The sequence below is a fragment of the Paenibacillus sp. FSL H3-0329 genome (assembly GCF_037963285.1).
Lineage (GTDB): Bacteria > Bacillota > Bacilli > Paenibacillales > Paenibacillaceae > Paenibacillus_AQ > Paenibacillus_AQ odorifer.
In genome coordinates, this window is record NZ_CP150150.1 from 581,860 (window position 1) to 604,979 (window position 23,120).

Below are 23,120 nucleotides of genomic sequence, written 5' to 3' on the forward strand. Positions count from 1 at the left end.
CTGGGCCAAAGCGTGGCGGATCAAGGGTCTCTCTCTTTACGCTTACGAGGTTAGCTGTCGGATTCGGACGGTGAGAGTCGCCCTACCTATTGAGACTTACGCAGTCTCCTTTGGATTCACCCCAAGTAGGCCAGGTGGCCTGATGGTTCCCCCGTTCCCTGCGAATGCAGGAACTCAGCGTTGATTGTTTTTCATGAATTAGATTCAACCCGAATCATACTCTTTTCAAGATTTTCTGTAAAAAACGGAAAATGTTCTTTTAGAGCGATTTTAACCATATCCTGCCGACTACGACTGAAAAACGAGGTAAATAGGTATTTATGGCGTGTTATCGCGCCTCTTTCTCGCTCAACCTCAGCTTCTTGCGTTTCTACCTATAAAGGGAATTTGCAGTATTTTCGCTCTAAAAAGGTGAATAAAATCACATGGGTTATAGATAGCGATTAAACGCTCGAAACTCGAGTAAACAAGAGATATAGAGAGATTAGATATCAAGTAAGCGCTATCTAATGGGAAAATAGTTTTTAATTTGCATTATTTTGGCATCATTCAGGTTTTACAAGTCTTCGTGCATAAGAGTATGATTACTCCTGTTTCAACGACAATCGAATATTTGATCCGCTTAATTTCCGATAAGGAAAGCGGGGGAACCAACAATCGGCAGCCGATGTGAGAGTCGGAAGCTGATTATGGGGTGAATCCTGTAGAGGGTGCGAGTGAGCTCGCATCTATACAGGTAGGGCGACTCTCACCGCCCGAATCCGACAGCTAACCTCGTAAGCGTATGGAGAGAGGATGAGTGCAATGTGACCGCTAGCGAGCCACAGAGGAGATCCTTTGTGGCTTTTTGCTGTGCTCTTAGAAGCAAAGCATTTATGGAGGCCTCCCCCAAGAGGTCGCTAAATTCATCATTAGCGGTATTTGTAAGGCAGCGTCTAATGACGTGACACAACCGAGCTTTAGGTTGTGCCCGAAAATGACGATAGGTCAACATCCTTTCGGAGATTTTCGTTGCCTCCTTGTTGTAAATGAGCAGGAGGAGAAAAAAGAGATGACGGATCAGAATGAATATGTGCTTGTATGTGCGCCTACAAAGGCGGGAGAACATTTCATTAAACTTCTGAAGTTCAGGGGTATTAAGATGGCGGGATTAACCAACAATCTGGCTGAGAAAGCTTTACTAGAGGAGCTCGGAATCGAGCAGGTTATTCTAGTGGATACCCGCCATCAGAGCACTTGGTTTCGCCCATCGTTCCCGGTAGGCAGGGTATATCTGTTTGAGAGCAGCTTTCCGCTTTGCTGCCGCTATATTCAGATGTGCCGTACCTGGACGACACAGCCAATTTTTGTGATTACAAGTTCTATAAATCCTAGATTGGTCTATAAAAGACTTGGTGCGAGCTATGTAATCTATTCCCATAGTGGTGATGCTGATTTTCTAATCGATAGATCACCTCATCAAGGATAATGGAAGGAGTGCGGAAGATATGATGGATCTGTATATGGTGGCTTCGTTAGCTGTAATTTACGGGTTATTTTATGGCTTTATGCGCTGGTGCGCAGGTGTAGTTGAGGATACGGGGAGGGATAAGCTGTGATTCTAGTAATCGCTGTTACCCTACTGTTGTTTATATATCTGGTTTACGCGTTGATTCATCCTGAGAAATTTTAAGGAGGGGCATTCATGGGCATTTTGCAAATAGTCGTCGTAATTGTAATTCTCATCTTGTTGGTCAAGCCGATGGGGACGTATTTATATCATGTATTTTCTAACGAACCGAATCGTACGGATCGCTGGTTTGCAGGCACAGAGAAAGGTATTTATAAGCTGATCGGCCTGAAAAAACGGGACGGAATGTCCTGGAAGAAGTATGCACTCAGCTTTGTTTTAACTAATATCGTACTGGTTGCTTTCAGTTATATTTTTCTAAGATTACAGCGGGGATTGCCGCTGAACCCGAATGGAATTGCCGATATGGAACAGACGCTTTCATTTAATACGGTGATCAGCTTTATGACCAATACGAACCTGCAGCATTATAGCGGGGAGACGGGACTATCGTATTTTTCACAAATGGCAGTCATCACGATGATGATGTTCACGTCTGCAGCGAGCGGATTTTCTGTTGCGGTTGCTTTTGTCAGAGGGATTACAGGACAGAAATCAGTCGGAAATTTTTTTGAGGACTTCGTAAAAGCACATATTCGTGTATTCATTCCATTAGCTCTGCTAGTTTCATTGGTGCTGGTAGGATTGCATGTGCCACAAACGCTCAAGCCATCGCTTGAGGTCACTACACTCGAAGGGCAGACGCAACAAATCGCTATCGGTCCAGTCGCTTCTTTGGAGTCAATTAAACACTTAGGTACGAATGGTGGCGGCTTCTTCGGAGCCAATTCAGCGCATCCTTTTGAGAACCCTAATCCACTTACGAACGTTCTGGAGATTCTCTCTATGTGGATGTTGCCAGCCTCTTTGCCATATATGTACGGGTTGTTCGCTAAGAACAAACGTCAGGGCTGGGTGATTTTCACAGCAATGATGACCTTGTTCGTTCTGCTGCTGGGGCTGAATTATTATGCGGAAACTAAAGGGAATCCCGCTATTAATGCGCTGGGGATCGAGTCTTCGCAAGGCAGCATGGAAGGTAAAGAGGTACGTTTTGGGATCCCGCAATCTTCTCTGTTCACTTCGGTAACAACGGCAGCTACGACAGGTAGTGTTAACAATATGCATGATACGCTGACACCGCTGGGTGGCATTACCCCTCTGGCCCTAATGATGCTCAATAACGTCTTCGGGGGAAAAGGTGTAGGACTAATCAATATGCTGATGTATGCCATCATGGGCGTCTTCTTATGTGGACTAATGGTTGGCAGAACACCAGAGTTTCTCGGGCGAAAGATAGAAGCCAAGGAGATGAAGCTGATTGCGATTGCTATCCTTGTGCATCCGTTCATTATCCTTGTACCAACAGCAGGTGCGTTCTTAACGGACTTGGGCAACGGTTCCATCACGAATCCCGGATTCCATGGACTTAGCCAAGTGTTATATGAATATGTCTCTTCTGCCGCGAACAATGGTTCAGGATTTGAAGGGCTTGCGGACAATACCACCTTTTGGAATGTTACAACCGGGATCGTAATGCTGCTTGGCCGTTATGTCTCTATAATCGCAATGCTGGCAGTTGCAGGTTCACTGATCCAGAAGAAGCCGGTTCCTGAGACGATTGGCACATTCCGCACAGACAATGGTCTGTTCACCGGAATTCTGATTGGTACGGTAGTGATTATCGGTGCGCTGACGTTTCTGCCGGTCATTGTGCTCGGCCCGATTGCAGAATATTTGACCTTACGGTAGGAAGAGGGAGAACAAGATGAGTACTGTAAAAAGAAAAAAGCTGCTGACGGGACCCATACTCCTAAGCGCTGTAAAGGATAGCTTTATTAAGCTTAACCCGGTGACGTTAATCAAAAATCCGGTCATGTTCGTAGTCGAAATCGGCACGATTATTGTATTGCTTATGGTACTGGCCCCCGGATATTTTAATGCAGAGAAATCGGTAGGCTTCAATATCACGGTGTTGTTCATTCTGTTATTCACAGTGCTGTTTGCCAACTTCGCTGAAGCGCTGGCTGAAGGCCGCGGGAAGGCCCAGGCGGATTCGCTTAAGAAAACGAAACAGGATATCACAGCTAATAAGCTCGTTGGAGGGTCTGTGAAGACCGTTTCTTCCTCCGAGCTGCGGAAAGGAGATATCGTGATCGTCAGTCAGGGAGAACTTATCCCTGGCGATGGTGAAGTGATTGAAGGGCTGGCCTCCGTAGATGAATCGGCAATTACAGGTGAATCTGCACCTGTTATTAAGGAAGCCGGCGGAGATTTCGGCTCAGTCACAGGCGGCACCCGGGTAGTTAGTGATGAGATTAAAGTCAAAATTACCAGTGATCCCGGTGAGTCATTCTTGGATCGGATGATCTCCCTCGTTGAAGGGGCGAAACGTCAGAAGACACCCAATGAAATTGCACTAAATACACTCTTGATCAGTCTGACGTTGATTTTCCTGATTGTAGTAGTGACCTTGCGGCCAATTGCGACTTATCTGGGCGTTGATCTAGATATTCCTGTTATGATCGCCTTGCTGGTCTGTCTGATCCCGACCACAATCGGGGGACTGCTCTCCGCTATCGGGATAGCAGGGATGGACCGCGTCACACAGTTTAATGTCCTTGCTATGTCAGGGAAGGCCGTTGAAGCTGCCGGCGACATTAATACAATGATTCTAGATAAGACCGGTACGATTACTTTCGGAAACCGGATGGCGAGTGATTTTGTGCCAGTTGGAGATGAAACGGAAGCTGAGCTTACGGCTTGGGCAGCTATTAGTTCGCTAAAGGATGAGACTCCGGAAGGACGTTCTGTTATTGAGCTGGCTAAGAAGCTGGAACGCAGCTATGACAGCAAACTTGCTGAAGGCGGAGAGCTCGTGGAGTTTAAGGCTGAGACCCGGATGAGTGGTATAGATCTGCGGGATGGACGATCTGTTCGTAAAGGGGCAGTCGATTCCGTGAAGAAATGGGTACAGTCGAAGGGCGGAGTCATTCCCGCGAACCTCGACAGTAATTCCGATGCTATCGCCCGGATGGGGGGGACCCCGCTTGCTGTTGCGGTAGACAACCGGATTTATGGACTTATTTACTTAAAGGATACAGTTAAGCCAGGCATGAAAGAGCGGTTCGATGAGCTGCGAAAAATGGGAATCAAGACTATCATGTGTACAGGGGACAATCCGCTGACCGCAGCTACTATTGCCCGTGAAGCAGGGGTAGATGATTTTATTGCAGAGAGTACACCTGAGGATAAAATAGCGGTTATCCGCCGCGAGCAGAACGAAGGCAAGCTGGTGGCAATGACTGGTGATGGTACGAATGACGCACCTGCCCTTGCCCAAGCTGATGTGGGCTTAGCGATGAACAGCGGGACTACAGCCGCTAAGGAAGCAGCAAACATGGTTGATCTGGACTCCGATCCCTCGAAGATCATTGAGGTTGTAGCTATTGGTAAACAGCTACTGATGACGCGGGGCGCGTTGACAACGTTCAGTATTGCGAATGATATCGCTAAATATTTCGCAATTATTCCGGCAATGTTCATGCTCGCCATTCCTGAAATGGAAGCTCTGAATGTCATGGGATTGGGTTCACCTAGCTCGGCAATTATATCTGCATTAATATTTAATGCGATTATTATTCCGCTGCTGATCCCATTGGCTATGAAAGGTGTCTCGTATAAAGCGATGAGTTCTACGAAGCTGCTGGGACGTAATATTTTTATCTATGGTTTAGGTGGAGTAGTCGTTCCTTTTGCGGGCATCAAACTTATTGATTTGCTCGTAAGTGTATGGATATAACAACGGATTAACTAATCATTGAAAGGGTGAGAGCATCGTGAATAACAGAAAATCGATTGCGGACGCTGAAGAACAGTTGTCATCATCGAAGGGTGCTAATTTCTTTATTATATTACGGCTATGTCTAGTGTTTGTTGTTCTCTGTGGAGTGATTTATCCTCTGACTACTACAGCGATTGCTCAAGTTCTGATGCCATCGCAAGCGAACGGCAGTCAGCTGAAGAATGACGCTGGAGTAGTAGTGGGTTCAGAACTCATCGGGCAGAGCTTTACGGACCCGGCATTATTCCATGGCCGTGTATCCAGCATTGATTATAAAGCGGAAGCTTCAGGCTCCAACAACTATGGCCCATCCAACCCCGATATGCTGCAGCGGACGAAGGATTCCATCACACAGTGGCAGCTGGATAATCCGGATGTGCCTGTAAACAAGCTGCCGGTTGATTTAGTAACCAACTCAGGTTCAGGTCTTGATCCGCATATCACTCCTGCATCGGCAATTGTGCAGATTCCCCGGATCAGTAATTTGACCGGGATTCCAGCCACGCAGCTGGAAGAGCTAGTGAATAAGCAGACCGAAGGTCGTGATCTAGGGCTGTTTGGTGAAGAACGGGTAAATGTTCTGAAGCTGAACATGGAGCTCCAGAAATTAACGAACAAATAAATATAGCTAATATCCCTGCCCGATTGTTCAAACTGGGTCAGGGATATCTTGCTTTCTGGCATAGAAGAGTGAATGGATGAACGGGTTATTAAGGAGTGGTCTTGATGGGAACATATCGGAGGAAGACGCCGGAGGAACTGCTGCTCTCTATCTATGAGCTGCATCGTGGACGCCTGAAGATCTATATAGGCCCGGTCAGTGGATCAGGCAAGACCTATCAGATGCTGCGTGAGGGGCAGGCGCTGAAAGCACAGGGCATCGATGTTGTAATCTGTGCGGTTTCAACCAACCAGAGTCCAGAAACAAGGGATCAGCTGGGTGACTTGGAACGGATTCCAAGTATTCATTGGTTTCAGAAGGAGATCGAGAAGAAGGATCTGGACGTGGAGGCCATTGTGGCGCGTAATCCAGAGGTTGTACTGACCGATGGATTGGCTCATCATAATCGCGAGGGTGCGGAGAGATCAACTAGGCTGGAGGATATCAAATATTTATTGGGTTGTGGAATTAGTGTCATCACAACTGTAAACGTATACGAGCTGGAGGGCGCAGCAGATCTAGCGCGAAAGTGGACGGGGATTGAGGTGGAGTATTCCTTGCCTGCGGAAGTGCTCACCCTTGCAGATGATATCGTTCTAATTGATGTGACTCCGGAAAAGATACTTCAACGTTTGTCCGAAGGACATTTGGGCAAGAAGCAGCGGACATCGCTTTTTAACAAAGGGAATCTAAGCAAGCTGCGGGAGCTGGCGCTGAGAATGGTAGCGGAGGATGTTAATGGTTCGCTGGAGAAGCATCGGGAGGAGCAAGGGTTGCTGGGAGCTTCGGGGATTGCCGAAAAAGTGTTGGTGTCCGCACAGTATTATTGGAATGGCTCGATTCATATCCGCCGTGGACAGCAAATCGCTAAACGGTTAAACGGAGATCTGGCGGTGGTATCCTTCTGGAAGCAGGGCCTGACGCCCTCTAAGGAAGCAGCAACCTTCAAGCGATCCCTATGGAAGCTGACTGAGAAGATTGGGGCCTCGATGGAGGAGATTTCTTTTCGCTCGAAGAGGGAGATTCCAGGACTACTAGTGAAATACGCCATCCAGCATAATATTACCCGTATCGTTATGGGACACTCCAAGCAAACGGCGTGGCAGGAGCTGTGGAAGGGTTCGATTGCTAACTCATTGTTAAAGCAAATCCGCGGAGTAGATGTGTTTTTCGTGGCTGATCGTGCTGAGCGTGAGGGAGAACGCGTTCTTCCTACCCGGCAGAGCCGAAATGAGCGGAAAGCCGATGCCTATCACAGATTAAGCAGTCAGGAAGTAAAGGATAAAATCGATGCCATTCGTGGGGGCACATTTAAAGTGTACATTGGTGCTGCTCCCGGAGTGGGCAAGACTTATAAGATGCTGCGAGAAGGAAATGATCTCCTAAAGAGAGGGATCGATGTTGTTATTGGACTACTAGAAACGCATGGACGTAAAGAAACCCTTGAACAGATCGGTGATCTGGAGATCCTTCCGCGACTGAGTATTGACTATCGGGGGACTGTCCTTGAGGAAATGGATACGGCAGCTATCATTAAGCGTAATCCGGAGGTCGTACTGGTAGATGAACTGGCACATACCAATATGCCGGGCAGCAAACATAAGAAGCGGTATATGGATGTTATGGAGCTATTGGATGCAGGGATCTCTGTAATCTCCACAGTGAATGTTCAGCACTTAGAAAGCTTGAATGATGCTGTAGAACAAATTACCGGAGTTAGAGTTAGAGAGACTTTCCCAGACAGCATTCTGCAACGGGCCGACGAGGTTGAACTTATCGATGTATCTCCTAAAACACTGCAAGAGCGGATGAAGGATGGGAAAATATATGCGATGACCAAAGTGGATCAGGCGCTGGGGGCTTTTTTCAAAATCGGCAATCTAATCGCCCTCCGTGAACTGGCGCTGCGGGAAATTGCTGATGATGTGGATGAACGTCTGGAGGCCTGGGAACGTGTCGGGTCGCTGCGGGGACCTTGGCGGCGGCAGGAAGTGATCTATGTGTGCATCACCTTAGGAGATCATGCGGAACGTCTGATTCGGCGAGGTTTTCGGATTGCCTATCGTCTAAAAGCTTGCTGGTATGTTACGTACGTACAGGAATATAAGCAGAGCGGGCCTTCTTACGATAAACGAATTAATGATTTGAAAGAATTGACGGAACGACTGGGTGGAACGTTTAAGATGATTCCTAACGTGCTCCCGGCACGAGTGTCTTCCTTGCTGCTTGAAAGGTCTCAAGCCTTACAGAGCACACAGATTATTATCGGCCAATCTCAACGCTCCTGGGTACGTAAATGGCTGCGTGGGGATGTCACTAAGCAGATTCTGCGTTCGGCCAGAAATGTAGATGTACTGGTCGTGGCAAATCTTATGCGTGAGGAACCTTAAGCTTTAGAACAATGAAAAAAGGGGATTCCTAGCCAAGTGGCTGTTGGAATACCCTTTTTTGGTATGCATATATCAAGTGCTAAATAATTAACCGGATGAATTACTGGGCCGCTTCGATGAGTGCTTTCAGCTCGGGAAGATTGAATCCTTTGGTGGCATGATCCCCTGCTACAGTAACAGGAACACCCATGAAACCAAGCTTTTCGACTTCCTCTTGATAGACTGTGCTAGTCATAACATCTCTTACTTCAAAAGGGATACCTTGCTCCGTAAGATATTGTTTGACCAGATTACAATCGCTGCAGCCTGCTGTTGAATAAACAATCACTTGCTGGCTCATTGGTTCACAGCCTCTTTGATAGCATCTCTTGTGATCTTCCAGTGGGAAGTGTTCCAGCGAACCTCATTATCCTCAAGCAGGAAGAGCTGTGGAGATTCATGCTTAATCCCGAAATCCTCGGCAATTTGATTGGAAACTGGACGATCCTCGATGACTAGAACTACTGCTGCTGCAGTATCCGCATCCTTTAGATAAGCCTGGAATTCTTCATTAGCTTTGGCGCTAATCGGGCAGGTAGTGCTGTGTTTGAACAGCAGTTTTTTGCCAGGTTTAGCCACATACTGCTTAAGATCTTCCAATGTATGAAGTTGTTGAATAGACATAGATATCACCCTCCTGGGATCGTTATTTTACTAACCATTGTGTTGTTAACAACCTGTAATCATGATTGTAACATATATTAAATTTAAAACAAAAAGGATTCTGGAGCAGCTAATCCAAGGATGACCAAACCCTCATTTTAGCGCGTTGAAAAAAAGGGGACGGCATGCTAAGGTGAAAGCAAGACAACTTGCTTCAATAATCCTTACTAGGTAGGAGCGTTGATAAGAATGAACAGAGTCGCATGCGTGACTGGAGCTGATCGGGGTCTTGGATTGTCTCTTGTACACTCTCTTTTAGAGAAACAGTTCTCAGTATTTGCTGGACAATACATGAGAGACGCAGATGAATTGAAAGCGCTTCAAGAAGAGTATCCGGAACAGCTGGAACTTATTCCACTCGATATTGGTAGTAAGGATAGTGTAAAGCAGGCAGCAAGGGCTATCGCCAGCAGAACTGGGCATGTTGATATTCTTATTAATAATGCCGGAATTATTCATTCCGCAGATGATGCTACGATGCTGGTGGATATGGATGATGAAGGCATGGCAGAGATTTATAATGTGAATACGCTAGGCGCGTTGAGAGTCAGCAATGCACTTATGGGCCTATTATTGCAAAGTAAGGATAAATTAATTGTTAATATTTCTTCGGAAGCGGGCAGCATTGGCAGAAATAAGCGTATTAATATGTACGGCTACTGCATGTCTAAAGCGGCACTGAATATGCAGTCCTCCCTGATGCACAATCATCTAAAGACGCTTGGGGGTCAAGTGATGGTGTTTCACCCCGGCTGGATGAAGACTTATATGCATGGCGAAAAAAATGAGCAAGCGGATATTTCACCTGATGTGTCCGCAGATCAGATTATAAGTCAGGTTATGGAGTATAAAAAATATCTAGGGGATGAGCCGGCCTATCTTGATGTGGATGGCAATACATGGCCTTGGTAGAGGGGTTTCCCGTAATCAAAAAAAGTACACGAAGAAAGGCGATGATAGGATGTCTATACTAAAAGCACTGGCACTCGGAAGTTATTCGGAGGTTAAATATCACCCATTTGCGGGAGTAGACCGGGAGATTGAGCAGATATTTGCCAATGACCTGCAGGTATTCTCCTCGGAGGATTACGGGCTGCTTAATAAAGAAACATTATCTGACTACAAGCTGGTGATCTCCTATACCGAATTCTCCGATGATAAAATACCGGCGGAACAAAGCAGCGCATTGCTCTCCTATGTGGCTAATGGTGGCGGATTACTAGTGGTACATAACGGAATCTCCTTACAGCGTAATCAGGAGCTAGGCGCCATGCTGGGAGCTCATTTCACTCATCATCCAGAATTCACTTCGCTCCAGATGTCCATACCGGCAGGGGAGCATCCCATTATGCAGGGAATAGAAGAATTTGTGATCGATGATGAGCCTTATTATTTTGAGCAGCATCCCTATTTCGAAACAACTGTGCTTATGGAATATCCTCATGATGGGGCAATGAGGCAGGCGGCTTGGTGCCATGAGTTTGGTCTAGGCCGGGTTGTTTATTTAATGCCTGGACATCATTTTCCGTCATTTTCCGTAGAGCCTTTTCGCCAGATGATTCGTAGAGGTGGACTTTGGGCGGCGGGATTATTGTAGGATATAAGCGGATATACCTGTTGTAACATAAAACACGAGTCCAACTGCGGGTTAACTGCGGTTGGATTTTTTTTGTTGACTCTAACATTGGTGTCAGGGTTTATACTGGTGTAGAACAATTCTCATGAACCCCGGGGAGAATGCTATGAAAATAGGTGAGCTTGCTAAACTGACGGGCGTAAGCGTCCGTTCACTTCGTTACTATGAGAGTCAGGGATTAATCTCGCCGATCCGTCAGGCCAACGGATATCGGGAGTACTCTTTACTTGCTGTAGAGACGGTAGAAACGATTAAACTATATTTGAACCTGGGTCTGTCGACAGAGCAGATCGCGGGCTTTCTACATTGTGTGTTGAAGAACAAAGAAGCCTTCTGCGCAGAAGTGATGCCACTATACCGCAGTAAACTGGAGGATATTGAACGTCAGCTTGTAGAGCTAAATCAGATCAAGAGGAATTTGGAAGAACGAATGGCATCTATCTTGCAGGAGCAGGATGAGAGCAAGTTGGGCGCGTGTACACTGGAGAACTTGGAATAGGTACTGCTGGTGCTGGAAAATATGAGGAGGAATGGCAAATGTCAATTATAAATGCCGATAGCGCGGATTGGGTGCGGGCAGAAATACGTGGTGGAGGAACCGTGCTGGTGGATTATGGTGCGCCATGGTGCCCCCCTTGTAAGGTGCTGTTGCCTCTTCTGGAAGATCTTCACCAGGAATATGGAGACGATGTTTCTATTGTAAAGGTGAATTGTGATGAACTTCCGGATCTTGCTGGGGAAGCTGGTGTTATGGGGATGCCTACTGTCATTGTATATAAAGAGGGACAGCCTATAGAAAAGCTGGTCGGTCTGCGTCCGAAAGCAGCCTACCAAGGCATACTGAACAAGGTTCTCCAAGCATAAGGCAATAAATATAAAGATGAAATTAGGGAGACTCCATATTGTGGGGTCTTCTTTTTGTGCATGAATTAACCATCTTCGGTAAAAAATACGAACACAGCTATAAAGGAGGTGATGAGGGTGTGGGGTAGTATTTTAGAGCTAATTCCTAAATGGAGCGTAATTTTCCAAGGTTTTATGATCTTTTTCGTTCCGTTTATTCTAATTCGTACGACGAGTTGGGCTAGGGCAAAGGAAGATACGATAAGTACTAGAGCAAAAAAAGCTGCCGGCAGCATAGGCGGGGGTGTTCCTTACGGAGAAACATCTATAGGGACTAGCGGCACGAAAAAGGTTGCTAAGCCAGATGGATCGGCTGATCTAAGTGAAGGTCCTACAGGAGCAAGCTATAGCGGTCAATTTCGGGAGGATTTGCAACGATTTAAAGAGATGAGCACAGATATGCATGATGTGAGTTTTCGGGAGTTGCGTATCGGAGGTATAAAGCTGCAAGCGGCCCTTATATTTGTAGATGGATTGACGGATAAAGATAAAATGGATCGGAATATTCTGAAGCCTTTAATGGATGCTTATCAGGTCTTTAAGGATCCCCATACGATACCGGAAGCAAAGGATCTAAAAGATATTCTCATTCATGAAATTGTGCTTATTTCGGAAGTTGAGTTTACGGATAATGTGAAGCTCTCGCTTCAAAAGGTGTTGTTCGGCTCTGTAGTGCTGCTAGTGGAAGGGATACCGGAGGCTATTGTGCTCAGCACCCCGAAGGGGAACACAAGAGGGATAGAGGAGCCTGAATCAGAGGCAGTCTTGCGGGGATCACGAAGCTGATCTAATGAGACGTTAAGTGACAACACAGCATTACTGCGCAGGCACGGGCAAAGCACAGAGCTAGCGATGATTTCGTTTACTGTAGGAAAGAGAATGAAGAAGGATTTGGTTCTAACTTATATCAAAGATATCGCGAATGATGAACTTGTCGAAGAAGTCAAACGAAGAATTAGGACGATTGATATAGATGATGTGCAAGAATCTGGTTATGTGGAGCAATTAATCGAAGATAATAGCTTCACGCCATTCCAGCAGATTCAGAATACGGAAAGACCTGACCGCGTAATGGCAGCGCTACTGGAAGGGAGAGTAGCTATTTTACTGGATGGCACTCCCTTTGCCCTGATCATGCCAGTTTCCTTCGGGATGCTGCTGCAATCACCTGAGGATTATTACGATCGGTGGATGGTGGGTTCGTTGGTGCGCTTACTGCGTTTTCTCGCGGCATTGATATCAATGTTTGCACCGGCACTATATATTTCCTTCCTCTCCTTTCAGCCAGGATTGATTCCGACAAAGTTGGCTATTTCAATCATCAGCTCCCGCCAAGGTGTACCTTTTTCGGTATTAATCGAAGCATTGATTATGGAGACCTCCATCGAAATATTACGGGAGGCTGGACTCCGGCTGCCTAAACCTATCGGTCCTGCAATGGGGATTGTTGGCGGTCTAATCATCGGTCAAGCCGCGGTAGAAGCCGGAATTGTGAGTCCAATTCTAGTCATCGTTGTTTCAGTTACAGCAATTTCTTCCTTCACCATCCCTATGTATAGTGCTGGAATGACACTTCGCACGCTCCGTTTTGTAGCTATGTTTTCTGCAGCAGTCTTTGGATTATATGGAGTTGTGTTATTTTTCCTTTTCCTGAGTGCCCATTTAATCAAGCTAAGAAGCTTTGGCATGCCCTATCTTGGCATGTTCATACCGTATAAGATTAAGGATTGGAAAGATTTTATATTCCGTATGCCACTGCAATTTCTAACAGGCCGCCCTACGCTGTTGAAGCCGAAGGACCCCCGACGCAAAGGGTGAGGGGTCTAGGTAAAGGAGGAAGAAATTATGAGTACCGAGGTTAAGGACCGAATTACTGCTGTTCAAGCAACGATCATATTAGCCAATTATACTATTGCGGCAGGGATACTTACCCTTCCTCGGACGATTGTAGAGGCTAGTGAGACTCCAGACGTATGGATCTCCGTTTTTTTAGGGGGAGTGATTACCTTTTTTACAGGTTTAATTATAGTGAAGCTTAGTCAACGGTTTCCAGGTCAAACCATCTTTCAATTTAGCGGGAAAATCATTGGCAAGCCACTTGGAGTGATTCTCTCTATATTAGTGATTGTTTATTTTCTGTGCATAGCCAGTTTTGAAGCACGTTCCGTGCAGGAAGTGACCTCTTTTTTTCTGCTGGAGGGAACCCCTCCTTGGGCTATTGTTGCCGTGTTTATTTGGATAGCCTTCTATTTGTGCAGAGGAGGGCTTAATGCCATAACTAGCATGTGTAGGTTGATTGTTCCGATTGCATGGACAGTTTTTGTTGGGGTATGTTTGCTTAGTGTTGAAGTTTTTGATATCGATAATCTGCGGCCTTTTCTTGGAGATGGGTTAGGACCGGTATGGAAGGGCATCAGGCCAACCATTCTGACTTTTACTGCTGGTGAAGCGATGCTGTTCATTGTTGCTTTTATGGATAAGCCACAAAAAGCAGTAAAGGTAATTATTGCTGGATCATGTATATCAACGTTCTTTTATCTTTTAGCCGTTGTAATGACTATTGGTGCGTTTTCTATAGATGGAGTGGTCACAAGAACTTGGCCATTTCTTGATCTAGTGAGAAGCTTTGAGGTGAATTATCTTATTTTTGAGAGGTTTGAATCGCTGCTGCTGGTAATCTGGATTATGCAAATTTTCTGCACCTTCTGCATCACTATTTATGCTGCTGCTTTGGGAGTTTCTCAAATATTTCATAAACGATTTAATAGCTGCTTATTGGCTATACTTCCAGTAGCCTATGTAGTTTCCAGAACGCCTCCAAATGTGAATGCTCTGTTTGCATTAGGGACAGTTGTGGGGAATTGGATGATCGTTTTATTTGGATTAATTCCATTGCCGCTGTTAATCATCGCACATTTCCGGAGGGCGGCTTCATGAAAAAGTGGAGAGTGTCGATTACATTTCTTATATTATGTATTCTGTTGACCGGTTGCTGGAGCAGTACACCTGTTGAGGAGTTGAGTATGGAGATTGGTGTTGCCCTGGACAGTGCGGAGGAGACAGGGGATGAGGAGGCAACTCAGCAAGGAGGTGGGGGGAATCCCATGCCTGCCCAAATAATGAGTACCTATCAGTTTACGATTCCTCAAGGCTCAGGAGGGTCAGGTATGAAGTCTGGGGCTTCCCCATCCTCAACCAGAAATTACTATAACATGAGTGAAGTAAGTGATTCGATGTTTGAAGCATTACGGGCACTTTCACTGCGTACTAGACGTACTCCGATCGGACATCACCTTAAGGTCATTGTGATCGGTGAGAAGCTTGCACGCTCTACTAAGTTTTCTGAGTTAATTGATTTCTTTAGCAGGGATAACGATATTCGTCCCAGTGTTCTACTATATGTCAGCAAGGGAAAAGCCAGAGATGTATTGGAAAATGCGCTGCCGGGCCAAACCCCTTCATTTGTATTAGAGGGGATTTTTGTGAATAGAAGTCGGAGCACGAGGATATGGGAGCCAGTTTCAATAGCTAAAGTAGCGGGTCCTTTGCATGGTAAAAGAAGTTTCATGTTGCAGAATGTAATATCTTTAGAAAAAGAGAAGGAGACAAAGCTGGATGGAGCAGGCGTAATTAAAGGGAAAACGGGAAAACTCGTTGGTTTTTTTGATGCATCGGAGCTGGAAGGAATGGTCTGGCTGACTGGAAAGGGAGAGGGGGGTGCTCTCAAAGCATACGACCCGTCTAACAATAAGCTCATTACCTATGAAATCAAATCCCTGGGTAGCAAGTATAAGGCTATTGTGAAGGATGGGAAGATCTCCTTTCATGTGAAAATAGAATCTACGGGGAGATATGGTGAGGCTTTTGCTAAGAGTGCGAAGAAGTTACATGACGGCATTGTAAAGGAGGATAAAGCAGTGCTAGAGAAGCATGTCGTAGACATGCTTCAGGTCACTGTGAAAAAAATGCAGAAGGAGCTGCATACAGAGGTTGCAGGTTTCGGCAACGCTTTGCGTATTCAACATCCAGCCGTATGGCGGAGCGTAGAGGATAACTGGGATGAAACCTTTAGCGAGATTCCGATTACCTATGAAGTGAAACTGAATATTGAAGAGTATGGTGCATCAGATACATCGGCTGAATAGAAAGGGCTATTTGCAATGTTGTATGGAGCTACTTCGTTTGTGTCTGGATAGGAATGACATCATTCTGATGCAGTGCATCGAGCACTTCATCCTTTAATTGAGATGTGAAGGCATTCCATGTTTTTTTACCGATGTCCAGTTCTTCACGTCCAATAGCATTCAGTGTTTCTAGCCACAGACGTTTGTCGTTAATCAGCCCAAGTTGATCTTGAATCTCCTTATAGATCTCCTCATGCGCATGAAATTTCTGATTTAACGCAAAATCGGCTGCACTCGCGGTATAGCGCAGTTCCTTAGCGGCAATTCTTAGCTGGTGCAAAGCGTCGAAGGCTTCTTTAGATTCGGCATTGTCTTCATGAAAAATAGCTTTACAGGTTTTTTTCTTCTGCTCATAAGCGATCTCAAGCTCACGCATAACAACGTTAACATTCTTTTTTGCGACTAGGGCTTCAAGCTGCTCGCTTAGGAAGGTCTTCCACTTTTCCTCGAGGCCTTCATTGATTAGTTCAGGCAGCTCATTAGTGAGCTTCTTGCGGTAAGTTTTGCGCTTGTCCTTTTGGTAAGCAATCACTGCCTTTAACAGGTCTGCAGTTTTAGAATCTCCGTTCTCCTTCGCTTGCTTGCGCTTGTTCTTAAAAGATTCTATTAGAACATCTGCATCTCTCACTTTACCTAATCTCTTTTGCGCTTTTTTGAAAATAGGGTACAGGCCTGAAGTGTGCCGCGGATCAAGAATGGATAATAGACTTAGCAGCTTACGGCAGTTCACTCTTGCCTGGTGGATATCTTCATCAGCGAATTTATTTAATGCGTCATGGCTGTAATCCCAAAAGTTGATATAAAGGTGGTTAAGGGCTTGTTCCCATTGCTTTGTTTTGGTTAGCTGTCGTTCTTTGGTCAGCTTGTCTCCTGTCATGCAGCATCACTCCTTAACGTTTGGGATAGCATGAATTTAGGGCTTCCCCTATTATGCTCTGGGGCAAGTCCATTTACTATAAGAATAGCGTTATCATAACCTCATTTCAATTCTCTACTCACAGCATAGAGACAGATCGGTTACAATATTACTATCATTATTTATACGGATAGGCTTGGATCTTTAGCTGGTAGAGAATAGCAGGTCTCGTGGCTCATATTCGGGAAAGAGGGGCTTTGGTGGATACTAGTGAGTATGATTCAATAATTAGTAAACTTCCTTCAGAAATGGGGCTCTTTCAACATCTGAGTGCAAAGGATGAGAGCAAAGATACAGAAGCAGGGAGCCTAGAAGATATGTTGGTTCCATTCGCTTTTGAGGAAACCTTATGCAGGGATGTTGGAGCGGGCATTATACCTCCTAGCTTACATCTGTGGAGTCATTCTGGTGGTGTGGCGCTTGGACTTCGGGACAGTAAGCTACCGTGTGCAGCTCAGGCGATGCTTATGCTTGAGGAGCAAGGGATTAGAACGGCGGTTAGGCATTCAGGCGGGGCTGCGGTGCCTCTGGATTCAGGGATCGTTAATGTTTCTCTAGTTCTGACCAAAGGACGTGGAAAGCTGGACTTTCATGATGACTTTAAGCTCTTGGCTGCTTTGATCACGGAAGCGGTTGCTATAAGTCATCCACAGGCTGCGGCGCAAATTGAGGCTGGTGAGATTGTTGGTTCTTACTGCCCGGGTGATTTCGATCTGGCCATTAATGGTCGGAAGTTTTGTGGGATCGCTCAGCGTAGGCAGAATAATGCTTATTTTGTACATGCATTTGTTGTAGTTTCTGGCTCGGGACAAGAACGCGGTGAACAAATCCGCGATTTCTATGCGCAAGCCTCCGGAGGAGACTCCTCATTAGCTTATCCACGGGTTCGTCCAGAGACGATTGCTGGACTTGGTGAACTCGGTGGACCTGAAGTGGCGACAGTGTTTGTGGAGGGAATTATTCAGGCTTTAATTCACCGGGGAGTGTCTCTTAGACCATCCGGCATTTTGCAGCAAGAGACAGGATACAGCTTGGACTATGATGATCCACGTGTACTCGATGCAACGCGGGTGCTTCGCGAGCGGTATTCCTGAGGGCTAAGCATGGGTTGGAGTCTGTTAAAAAAGGACGTAATGGAAAGCTGGCTAGAGCCAGCCTACGAAACGTCTTTTTTTAATATTCAATCACGCTCTTTTAATTATACAACTCAGGACGTCTGTCCGAAAAAATCGGAATTTGTTTCCTAATCTCACGCACCTGATGTAAATCGATATCTCCAGTTAGAATTTCTTCCTCTTCAGAAGCTTCACACACAATATCTCCCCAAGGATCAATAATCATAGAATGCCCAGCAAAGATATTGGCTGGATCGCTGCCTGCACGGTTGCAGGCTACAACATAACATTGATTCTCGATGGCCCGGCTGATCAACAGCGCCCGCCAGTGGGACAACCTGGGCAGTGGCCATTCAGCGCAGACGAACAGGATTTCCGCCCCTTGTGCGGTATGGGCGCGAACCCACTCCGGAAAACGGATATCGTAACAGATTAGCCCTGCACATAAGATGCCGTCCAATGTGAAGAGTCCTTTAGTTTCTCCCGGTTGGAGATACAAATGCTCCTCCATCAGCTGGAACAAATGCAGCTTGCTGTATTGTCCAACAAGCTCACCTGATCGATTAAATACATACATACGATTGGTGACCCCAGCATCATTACGGCTAGCCACTGAACCGGCGATGATATTGATGCTGTATTGTTTAGCCAAGCTGGAGATGAATTCCTTGGTAATTTCTCCTTCTAGATCGCCAATATCTTCTAAGCGAGTCAGATCATAGCCAGTGGTCCATAGCTCAGGGAGAATCAGACAATCAGGGGCTGCGGAAGCAGCTTCATTTATTTTCTGGGCAACAGCAGCATAATTCATAGCGGGATTGCCAAATGCTATATCCAGCTGAATCAGGGATATTCTCATAGGTATCCTCCTCTTTTGTTCAAGCGTATAGCACCGGATAAGGATAAGCAATGTTGATTTTTTAAAAATGATTTGATATATTAGTTGACGGGTCAATGATTATGCGTTAGTATAATTTTGTACAAAACAATTGCATGCAATTAAATTTAGAAAGGAGGCATATTTTGACGGAGCACTGTCCTGAGGAAGAGCATATATTTGAACTGCTGCAGGCTTTAAACAAAGGAATCTCTCCAAAATTCGAACGTTGTGCCGGGATTAGTCCCACACGGCTTCGCCTCCTGCACGAACTGTTTCGGGTAGACGAAGTCAGCCAAATCAGTCTGCAAAAGGAAATGGAGATTGATGGGGCAGCCGTCACACGTCATCTGAAGGGATTGGAAGAGAGTGGCATGATCGCCCGCCGCAATAACCCAGCCGATAACAGGGTCACATTGGTCTCATTAACCGATCAAGGTCGGGAAAGAATGGTTAAATATAGCGAAGAGAAAAGGCGGTTTATCGCTACTTTGCTAACAGGTTTTAACGATCAGGAGCGAGCAGTGCTCATTGATATGCTTAATCGTCTGCAATCTAATATCATTCTGTTGTAACTTACAAATCACACACTCAAAGGAGAATTACACATATGAACGCTACACAAACAAATGATTTTCAAGAAATTATTACAGGACGCCGCTCTATCCGCAAATATGATCCATCCGTTAAAATCAGCAAAGAAGAAATGACACAGATCCTTACCGAAGCTACACTTGCTCCATCTTCAGTGAACATGCAGCCTTGGCGTTTTCTGGTCATTGAAAGTGACGAAGCTAAAGCTACTTTAGCGCCTCTCGCTCGTTTTAATAACGTACAAGTAGAGACTTCTGCAGCTATGATTGCCATCTTTGGTGATCTGAACAACTTCGATTATGCTGAAGAAATTTACGGTACTGCTGTTGAACGTGGACTTATGCCTGCTGAAGTAAAAGAAAATCAATTAACCAGATTATCCGCTCATTTCGCTAACCTGCCACGGGAAATTAACAGAGACACCGTGCTTATCGATGGCGCACTTGTTGCTATGCAGCTGATGCTGGTTGCTCGTGCACATGGTTACGATACAAACCCAATTGGTGGATTTGAAAAAGACCAAATCGCTGAAGCGTTTGGTATGGAAAAAGATCGTTATGTTCCTGTAATGCTACTCTCCATTGGTAAAGCTGTTGATGCAGGTTACCCATCTGTTCGTCTGCCTATCGATAAAGTTGCTGAGTGGAAATAATTATAAAGTTAGTAAGCCAACGCGCTACCATAAACACTAATCTTAGGAGGAATATACAATGATCATTATTCATGCTGTACTTAAAGTTAATCCAGAGCGTCGTGAACAGTTTTTGACGGAGTCTAAAGCATTACTGGCTGCTACTCATGCTGAAGAGGGTAACCTTTCTTATGAGCTATATGAGAATGCTGGAGAAGCCAACTCATTTATTATGATTGAGCAATGGCGTGATGCTGAAGCAGTATCCAGCCACAATACGAGCGCTCATTTCACTGCTTTCTCAGCTAAAGCTGGCGAATTCTTGGCTGCTCCTCTAGATGTTAAAGTATTTAGCGCAGAACAGGTAAAATAAGCTGTCTCCATTCTTAGCGAATTCTGTTTAAACCTAAACAGGGATGATCCATAGCCATAAAGGCTGTGGGGCATCCCTGTTTTGCATTTCACCCCGTTTATAAAAAGGAGATCTAGGGTATCTATCCTTACCTTGATTCAAAGGCATGCAATATAAACGATGGGGGACTTTACATATGAAGACACAGAGAAATATGATTGATTTCTTGAATTATTATCTATCCGGCGGATCGCTTGCCCGTATTATGGGTGTAGCAGGAGAAGAGGTGGAGCGTAAGCTTGAGGGGATAGACCTAGAGGCTGCCAGAGCCTATCGTCAGACGCTTGGCGGGGTCATTACGACAAGTCAGCAGCTATTCCAGCTTCCTGGATTTAGTCCAAGCTTACTGGAACAACTTACTGAAGTATTGGGCAGACTAGACTCAGGCAAGCTAAAGGTTCTGGCTCCACAGACTACTTGGAATAATCAAGTAACACCTTACGTGAATGGTCCAGAGTGTCTAGGAATGATATTAGAGGAGATTAGAAAAGCGCAGCATTATATCCACCTGTCTGTCATGCTTTTCTTTAATGATCGTTCGGGCAATCTGGTTGCAGATGAGCTATTTTATGCTCTTAAGCGTGGCGTTAAGGTAAGGGTTATGGTCAATTACACATTGACGGCATTGGGGTACGGAAATAATCTGGAGTACGGCCAGTTCTCCAAGATTGCTGATCGGCTTGAGAATGCAGGCGCCAAGCTGCTGAATACCTTCAATTCGTATTATACAGCCGTGGAATGGCGGGTGAAACGAAAGGCGCTGGAGCAAGAGGGAGTGCCGGAAAGTATTCTGTTTCTGCAGGATAAAGTGCAAGAGGATGTTGAGGTCACAGGACTAAATGTCATCGATCATCGGAAGTTTATGGTCATAGATGGGGTAACCTCGATTATAGGCAGTGTAAATATTGGTGACCAATATACGTATGAGACCCCAGTGCAGGCATCCTCTGCAATGAGTATAGATGGACATCCACAGGGGATTCCTAGTAAAGAGGCTGAGTGGCATGATGGCTGCTTCCGGATTCGCGGCGCTGCAGCGCAGCCTTTGAATGCGATGTTCTATTCTCGCTGGCTGCTTCTAGGCGGAGATCATTTTGATGTGAATGATGTCTTTTATTATCCTGATGTGGATTATCATTTTGGTGAGGAAGAATGTACGCTGTTAGCAAGCTTTCCAGGTAACCCGGTTAACCTGATTCAACAATATTATCTGGATTTAATTACTTACGCGGCTGAAGAGACGATTATCGTGAATCCTTATTTGATTGATCAGGATTTTTGGGCTCGGCTCGGGCTGCTTGGTCCGGAATGCTCGTGTAATTTGAACATTTGCAACCCGCTGGAGGTCAATGATCATCCTACAAATCGCGCGGCGGTAAGAGGCAATATGTATATGCCGTTTATTAACGGTGTTTCCTTCTATGACTACAGTGCCACCGGTCGATTTTCCCATTGGAAAATTACCTATGATCATAGATCACAAGCCGTTTTTCATGGTTCATATAATATCAACGAAAGAAGTGCCTGCCACGATTTTGAGCTGGGAATGCTGGTAAAAGGGGAGGCCTTTGCAGAGCAGATAAAGTCTATGATCGATTATGACCTGAGTGTCTCGCGGAAGATTACCAGTAAAAGTGAGTTCTTTAAGCATCCTTGGTTACACCCTAGTACTTATCTGAATAAGGCAACCCAGAATTATACTTGATAAATGGGGCTAATTCTCATGATATAATGATCGTTATAAATCATTAGGGTGGAGTATTGGCTATGCAAATCAAAATTACAAAAAGTGGTTTGAAAAAGGACGAGGTATTCTTTCTCACAGAATTTGGGGAGGGGCGGGGAATCTGGTGTGGTGCTCCTGTGAATCCAGGGGTAGAAATGGATGTGGAATTCGAGCTTTCGGAGCTGCTTATGAGGTGGGTGGATATCCATCCTGTACCTGCAGGTGAGTTCAACATCAGGCTCGAACAGGATAGGGTTATTTTTACGGGCGTGTTGGAGAATATTGAAGAAGATGGCACAGGATTTTTACGAATAGGTGAAGGGTTAGTGATGTTCGAGTGTCTCGGTGAACCTATGGCACTGGGTGTGTTCGTAGAATTGCAGGTCCGTGATGTGCGAATCTATCCCTTCAGTATTTGACGCTTCTTAGGGACTAAGATAACATACAAAGATAACATTAGATTCAGAAAGTTAAGCATGAGGAGTAGAAAGCTATGAACACCGAAATTCAGCAATTTAAGACCGAATTCTTCAAGGCGCTGGCTCATCCGATGCGTATTCGTATTCTGGAGCTGCTTAGCGAAGGTGAGAAGAATGTGAATGAACTGCAGGCTATTCTCGGCTCGGAAGGTTCTGCTGTATCCCAGCAGCTAGCTGTTTTACGCGCCAAAAATGTAGTAACCAGTGTGAAAGAAGGCACCACAGTCATTTATGCCTTACGTGATCCTCTGATCAAGGACCTTCTGGTAGTGGCCAAAAAAATATTTGATAACCATCTCGTGAATACCATTTCATTGCTGGAAGGCATGCGCGGCGAGTGAAAATGGCATAGATTAACGTTATTTTGGCGTTGACAACAGTCGCGTCCTAGAGTAATGTTCTTCTTATATTCAAATAATCAGATATTTAAAGAAAAGAAGG

Annotated in this window: 22 protein-coding genes, 1 pseudogene and 2 riboswitches; of the genes and pseudogenes, 19 read left to right on the forward strand and 4 right to left on the reverse strand. The window is 45.4% G+C overall.

The features are described 5' to 3' along the window. Positions 1 to 25 precede the first annotated feature (25 nt). Positions 26 to 190, reverse strand: a riboswitch (cyclic di-AMP (ydaO/yuaA leader). A 419-nt stretch (positions 191 to 609) separates the two neighbouring features. Further along, a riboswitch (cyclic di-AMP (ydaO/yuaA leader) is annotated at positions 610 to 799 on the forward strand. A gap of 177 nt (positions 800 to 976) precedes the next feature. From NSQ66_RS02605 to NSQ66_RS02625, 5 genes are all read left to right on the forward strand, one after another. After that, complete coding sequence (locus NSQ66_RS02605) at positions 977 to 1,468, forward strand: hypothetical protein (protein ID WP_306083442.1); 492 nt, start codon at positions 977 to 979, stop codon at positions 1,466 to 1,468. A gap of 216 nt (positions 1,469 to 1,684) precedes the next feature. Further along, the gene (gene kdpA, locus NSQ66_RS02610; protein ID WP_076141854.1) at positions 1,685 to 3,361 is read left to right on the forward strand and encodes a potassium-transporting ATPase subunit KdpA; all 1,677 of its coding nucleotides are present in this window, start codon (positions 1,685 to 1,687) and stop codon (positions 3,359 to 3,361) included. Between the two features lie 16 nt (positions 3,362 to 3,377). Then, positions 3,378 to 5,411 (forward strand): potassium-transporting ATPase subunit KdpB, encoded by a 2,034-nt coding sequence (gene kdpB, locus NSQ66_RS02615; protein WP_076101365.1) that lies wholly within the window; start codon positions 3,378 to 3,380, stop codon positions 5,409 to 5,411. Between the two features lie 55 nt (positions 5,412 to 5,466). Next, entirely contained in the window at positions 5,467 to 6,075 is a 609-nt protein-coding gene (kdpC, locus tag NSQ66_RS02620) for a potassium-transporting ATPase subunit KdpC (protein ID WP_051490939.1), read from the forward strand. 104 nt (positions 6,076 to 6,179) lie between these two features. After that, a complete protein-coding gene (locus NSQ66_RS02625; protein WP_036676712.1) occupies positions 6,180 to 8,504 on the forward strand; it encodes a histidine kinase in 2,325 nt (774 codons plus the stop codon). 100 nt (positions 8,505 to 8,604) lie between these two features. Here NSQ66_RS02625 and NSQ66_RS02630 read toward each other — a convergent pair whose 3' ends face one another. Beyond that, positions 8,605 to 8,844, reverse strand: coding sequence for a glutaredoxin family protein (locus NSQ66_RS02630; RefSeq protein ID WP_036676715.1), 240 nt, complete (start codon positions 8,842 to 8,844; stop codon positions 8,605 to 8,607). After that, positions 8,841 to 9,167: a bacillithiol system redox-active protein YtxJ gene (gene ytxJ, locus NSQ66_RS02635; protein WP_038568551.1), complete on the reverse strand. Its 327-nt coding sequence runs from the start codon at positions 9,165 to 9,167 to the stop codon at positions 8,841 to 8,843. Before ytxJ ends, NSQ66_RS02630 begins: the two co-directional genes overlap by 4 nt. Positions 9,168 to 9,395: 228 nt before the next feature. On the opposite strand from ytxJ, the gene NSQ66_RS02640 reads away from it, so the two are divergent. The 7 genes and pseudogenes from NSQ66_RS02640 to NSQ66_RS02670 all read left to right on the forward strand — a co-directional run bounded on the left by NSQ66_RS02640 (position 9,396) and on the right by NSQ66_RS02670 (position 15,890). After that, positions 9,396 to 10,118, forward strand: a complete 723-nt coding sequence (locus NSQ66_RS02640) for an SDR family NAD(P)-dependent oxidoreductase (RefSeq protein WP_036676722.1) — start codon at positions 9,396 to 9,398, stop codon at positions 10,116 to 10,118. A 49-nt stretch (positions 10,119 to 10,167) separates the two neighbouring features. Continuing rightward, positions 10,168 to 10,803, forward strand: coding sequence for a ThuA domain-containing protein (locus NSQ66_RS02645; RefSeq protein ID WP_076141855.1), 636 nt, complete (start codon positions 10,168 to 10,170; stop codon positions 10,801 to 10,803). A gap of 145 nt (positions 10,804 to 10,948) precedes the next feature. Continuing rightward, complete coding sequence (locus tag NSQ66_RS02650; protein WP_036676727.1) at positions 10,949 to 11,341, forward strand: MerR family transcriptional regulator; 393 nt, start codon at positions 10,949 to 10,951, stop codon at positions 11,339 to 11,341. Positions 11,342 to 11,379: 38 nt separating this feature from the next. Then, positions 11,380 to 11,706: a thioredoxin domain-containing protein gene (locus tag NSQ66_RS02655; RefSeq protein ID WP_036676728.1), complete on the forward strand. Its 327-nt coding sequence runs from the start codon at positions 11,380 to 11,382 to the stop codon at positions 11,704 to 11,706. 111 nt (positions 11,707 to 11,817) lie between these two features. Further along, positions 11,818 to 13,563, forward strand: a pseudogene (locus tag NSQ66_RS02660) (spore germination protein). Between the two features lie 27 nt (positions 13,564 to 13,590). Continuing rightward, positions 13,591 to 14,682: a GerAB/ArcD/ProY family transporter gene (locus tag NSQ66_RS02665; protein ID WP_036676848.1), complete on the forward strand. Its 1,092-nt coding sequence runs from the start codon at positions 13,591 to 13,593 to the stop codon at positions 14,680 to 14,682. Beyond that, entirely contained in the window at positions 14,679 to 15,890 is a 1,212-nt protein-coding gene (locus NSQ66_RS02670; protein ID WP_036676729.1) for a Ger(x)C family spore germination protein, read from the forward strand. Before NSQ66_RS02665 ends, NSQ66_RS02670 begins: the two co-directional genes overlap by 4 nt. Before the next feature lie 28 nt (positions 15,891 to 15,918). Here NSQ66_RS02670 and NSQ66_RS02675 read toward each other — a convergent pair whose 3' ends face one another. Then, the gene (locus NSQ66_RS02675) at positions 15,919 to 16,806 is read right to left on the reverse strand and encodes a CHAD domain-containing protein (RefSeq protein WP_036676731.1); all 888 of its coding nucleotides are present in this window, start codon (positions 16,804 to 16,806) and stop codon (positions 15,919 to 15,921) included. Positions 16,807 to 17,045: 239 nt separating this feature from the next. On the opposite strand from NSQ66_RS02675, the gene NSQ66_RS02680 reads away from it, so the two are divergent. Next, positions 17,046 to 17,939 carry a hypothetical protein gene (locus tag NSQ66_RS02680; RefSeq protein WP_081382615.1) on the forward strand — a complete coding sequence of 298 codons (894 nt, stop codon included), beginning with the start codon at positions 17,046 to 17,048 and terminating at the stop codon, positions 17,937 to 17,939. 100 nt (positions 17,940 to 18,039) lie between these two features. Here NSQ66_RS02680 and NSQ66_RS02685 read toward each other — a convergent pair whose 3' ends face one another. Further along, the gene (locus NSQ66_RS02685) at positions 18,040 to 18,825 is read right to left on the reverse strand and encodes a carbon-nitrogen family hydrolase (RefSeq protein ID WP_036676852.1); all 786 of its coding nucleotides are present in this window, start codon (positions 18,823 to 18,825) and stop codon (positions 18,040 to 18,042) included. 158 nt (positions 18,826 to 18,983) lie between these two features. On the opposite strand from NSQ66_RS02685, the gene NSQ66_RS02690 reads away from it, so the two are divergent. The 6 genes from NSQ66_RS02690 to NSQ66_RS02715 all read left to right on the forward strand — a co-directional run bounded on the left by NSQ66_RS02690 (position 18,984) and on the right by NSQ66_RS02715 (position 23,020). Next, positions 18,984 to 19,412, forward strand: a complete 429-nt coding sequence (locus tag NSQ66_RS02690; protein WP_036676732.1) for a MarR family winged helix-turn-helix transcriptional regulator — start codon at positions 18,984 to 18,986, stop codon at positions 19,410 to 19,412. A 35-nt stretch (positions 19,413 to 19,447) separates the two neighbouring features. Beyond that, a complete protein-coding gene (locus NSQ66_RS02695; RefSeq protein ID WP_076101373.1) occupies positions 19,448 to 20,083 on the forward strand; it encodes a nitroreductase family protein in 636 nt (211 codons plus the stop codon). 58 nt (positions 20,084 to 20,141) lie between these two features. Then, entirely contained in the window at positions 20,142 to 20,435 is a 294-nt protein-coding gene (locus tag NSQ66_RS02700; protein ID WP_036676736.1) for a putative quinol monooxygenase, read from the forward strand. Positions 20,436 to 20,610: 175 nt separating this feature from the next. After that, positions 20,611 to 22,179, forward strand: coding sequence for a phosphatidylserine/phosphatidylglycerophosphate/cardiolipin synthase family protein (locus tag NSQ66_RS02705; RefSeq protein ID WP_076141856.1), 1,569 nt, complete (start codon positions 20,611 to 20,613; stop codon positions 22,177 to 22,179). A 62-nt stretch (positions 22,180 to 22,241) separates the two neighbouring features. Next, complete coding sequence (locus NSQ66_RS02710; RefSeq protein WP_038568565.1) at positions 22,242 to 22,619, forward strand: hypothetical protein; 378 nt, start codon at positions 22,242 to 22,244, stop codon at positions 22,617 to 22,619. A gap of 74 nt (positions 22,620 to 22,693) precedes the next feature. After that, a complete protein-coding gene (locus NSQ66_RS02715) occupies positions 22,694 to 23,020 on the forward strand; it encodes a metalloregulator ArsR/SmtB family transcription factor (RefSeq protein WP_076141857.1) in 327 nt (108 codons plus the stop codon). The last annotated feature ends 100 nt before the right edge of the window (positions 23,021 to 23,120 follow it).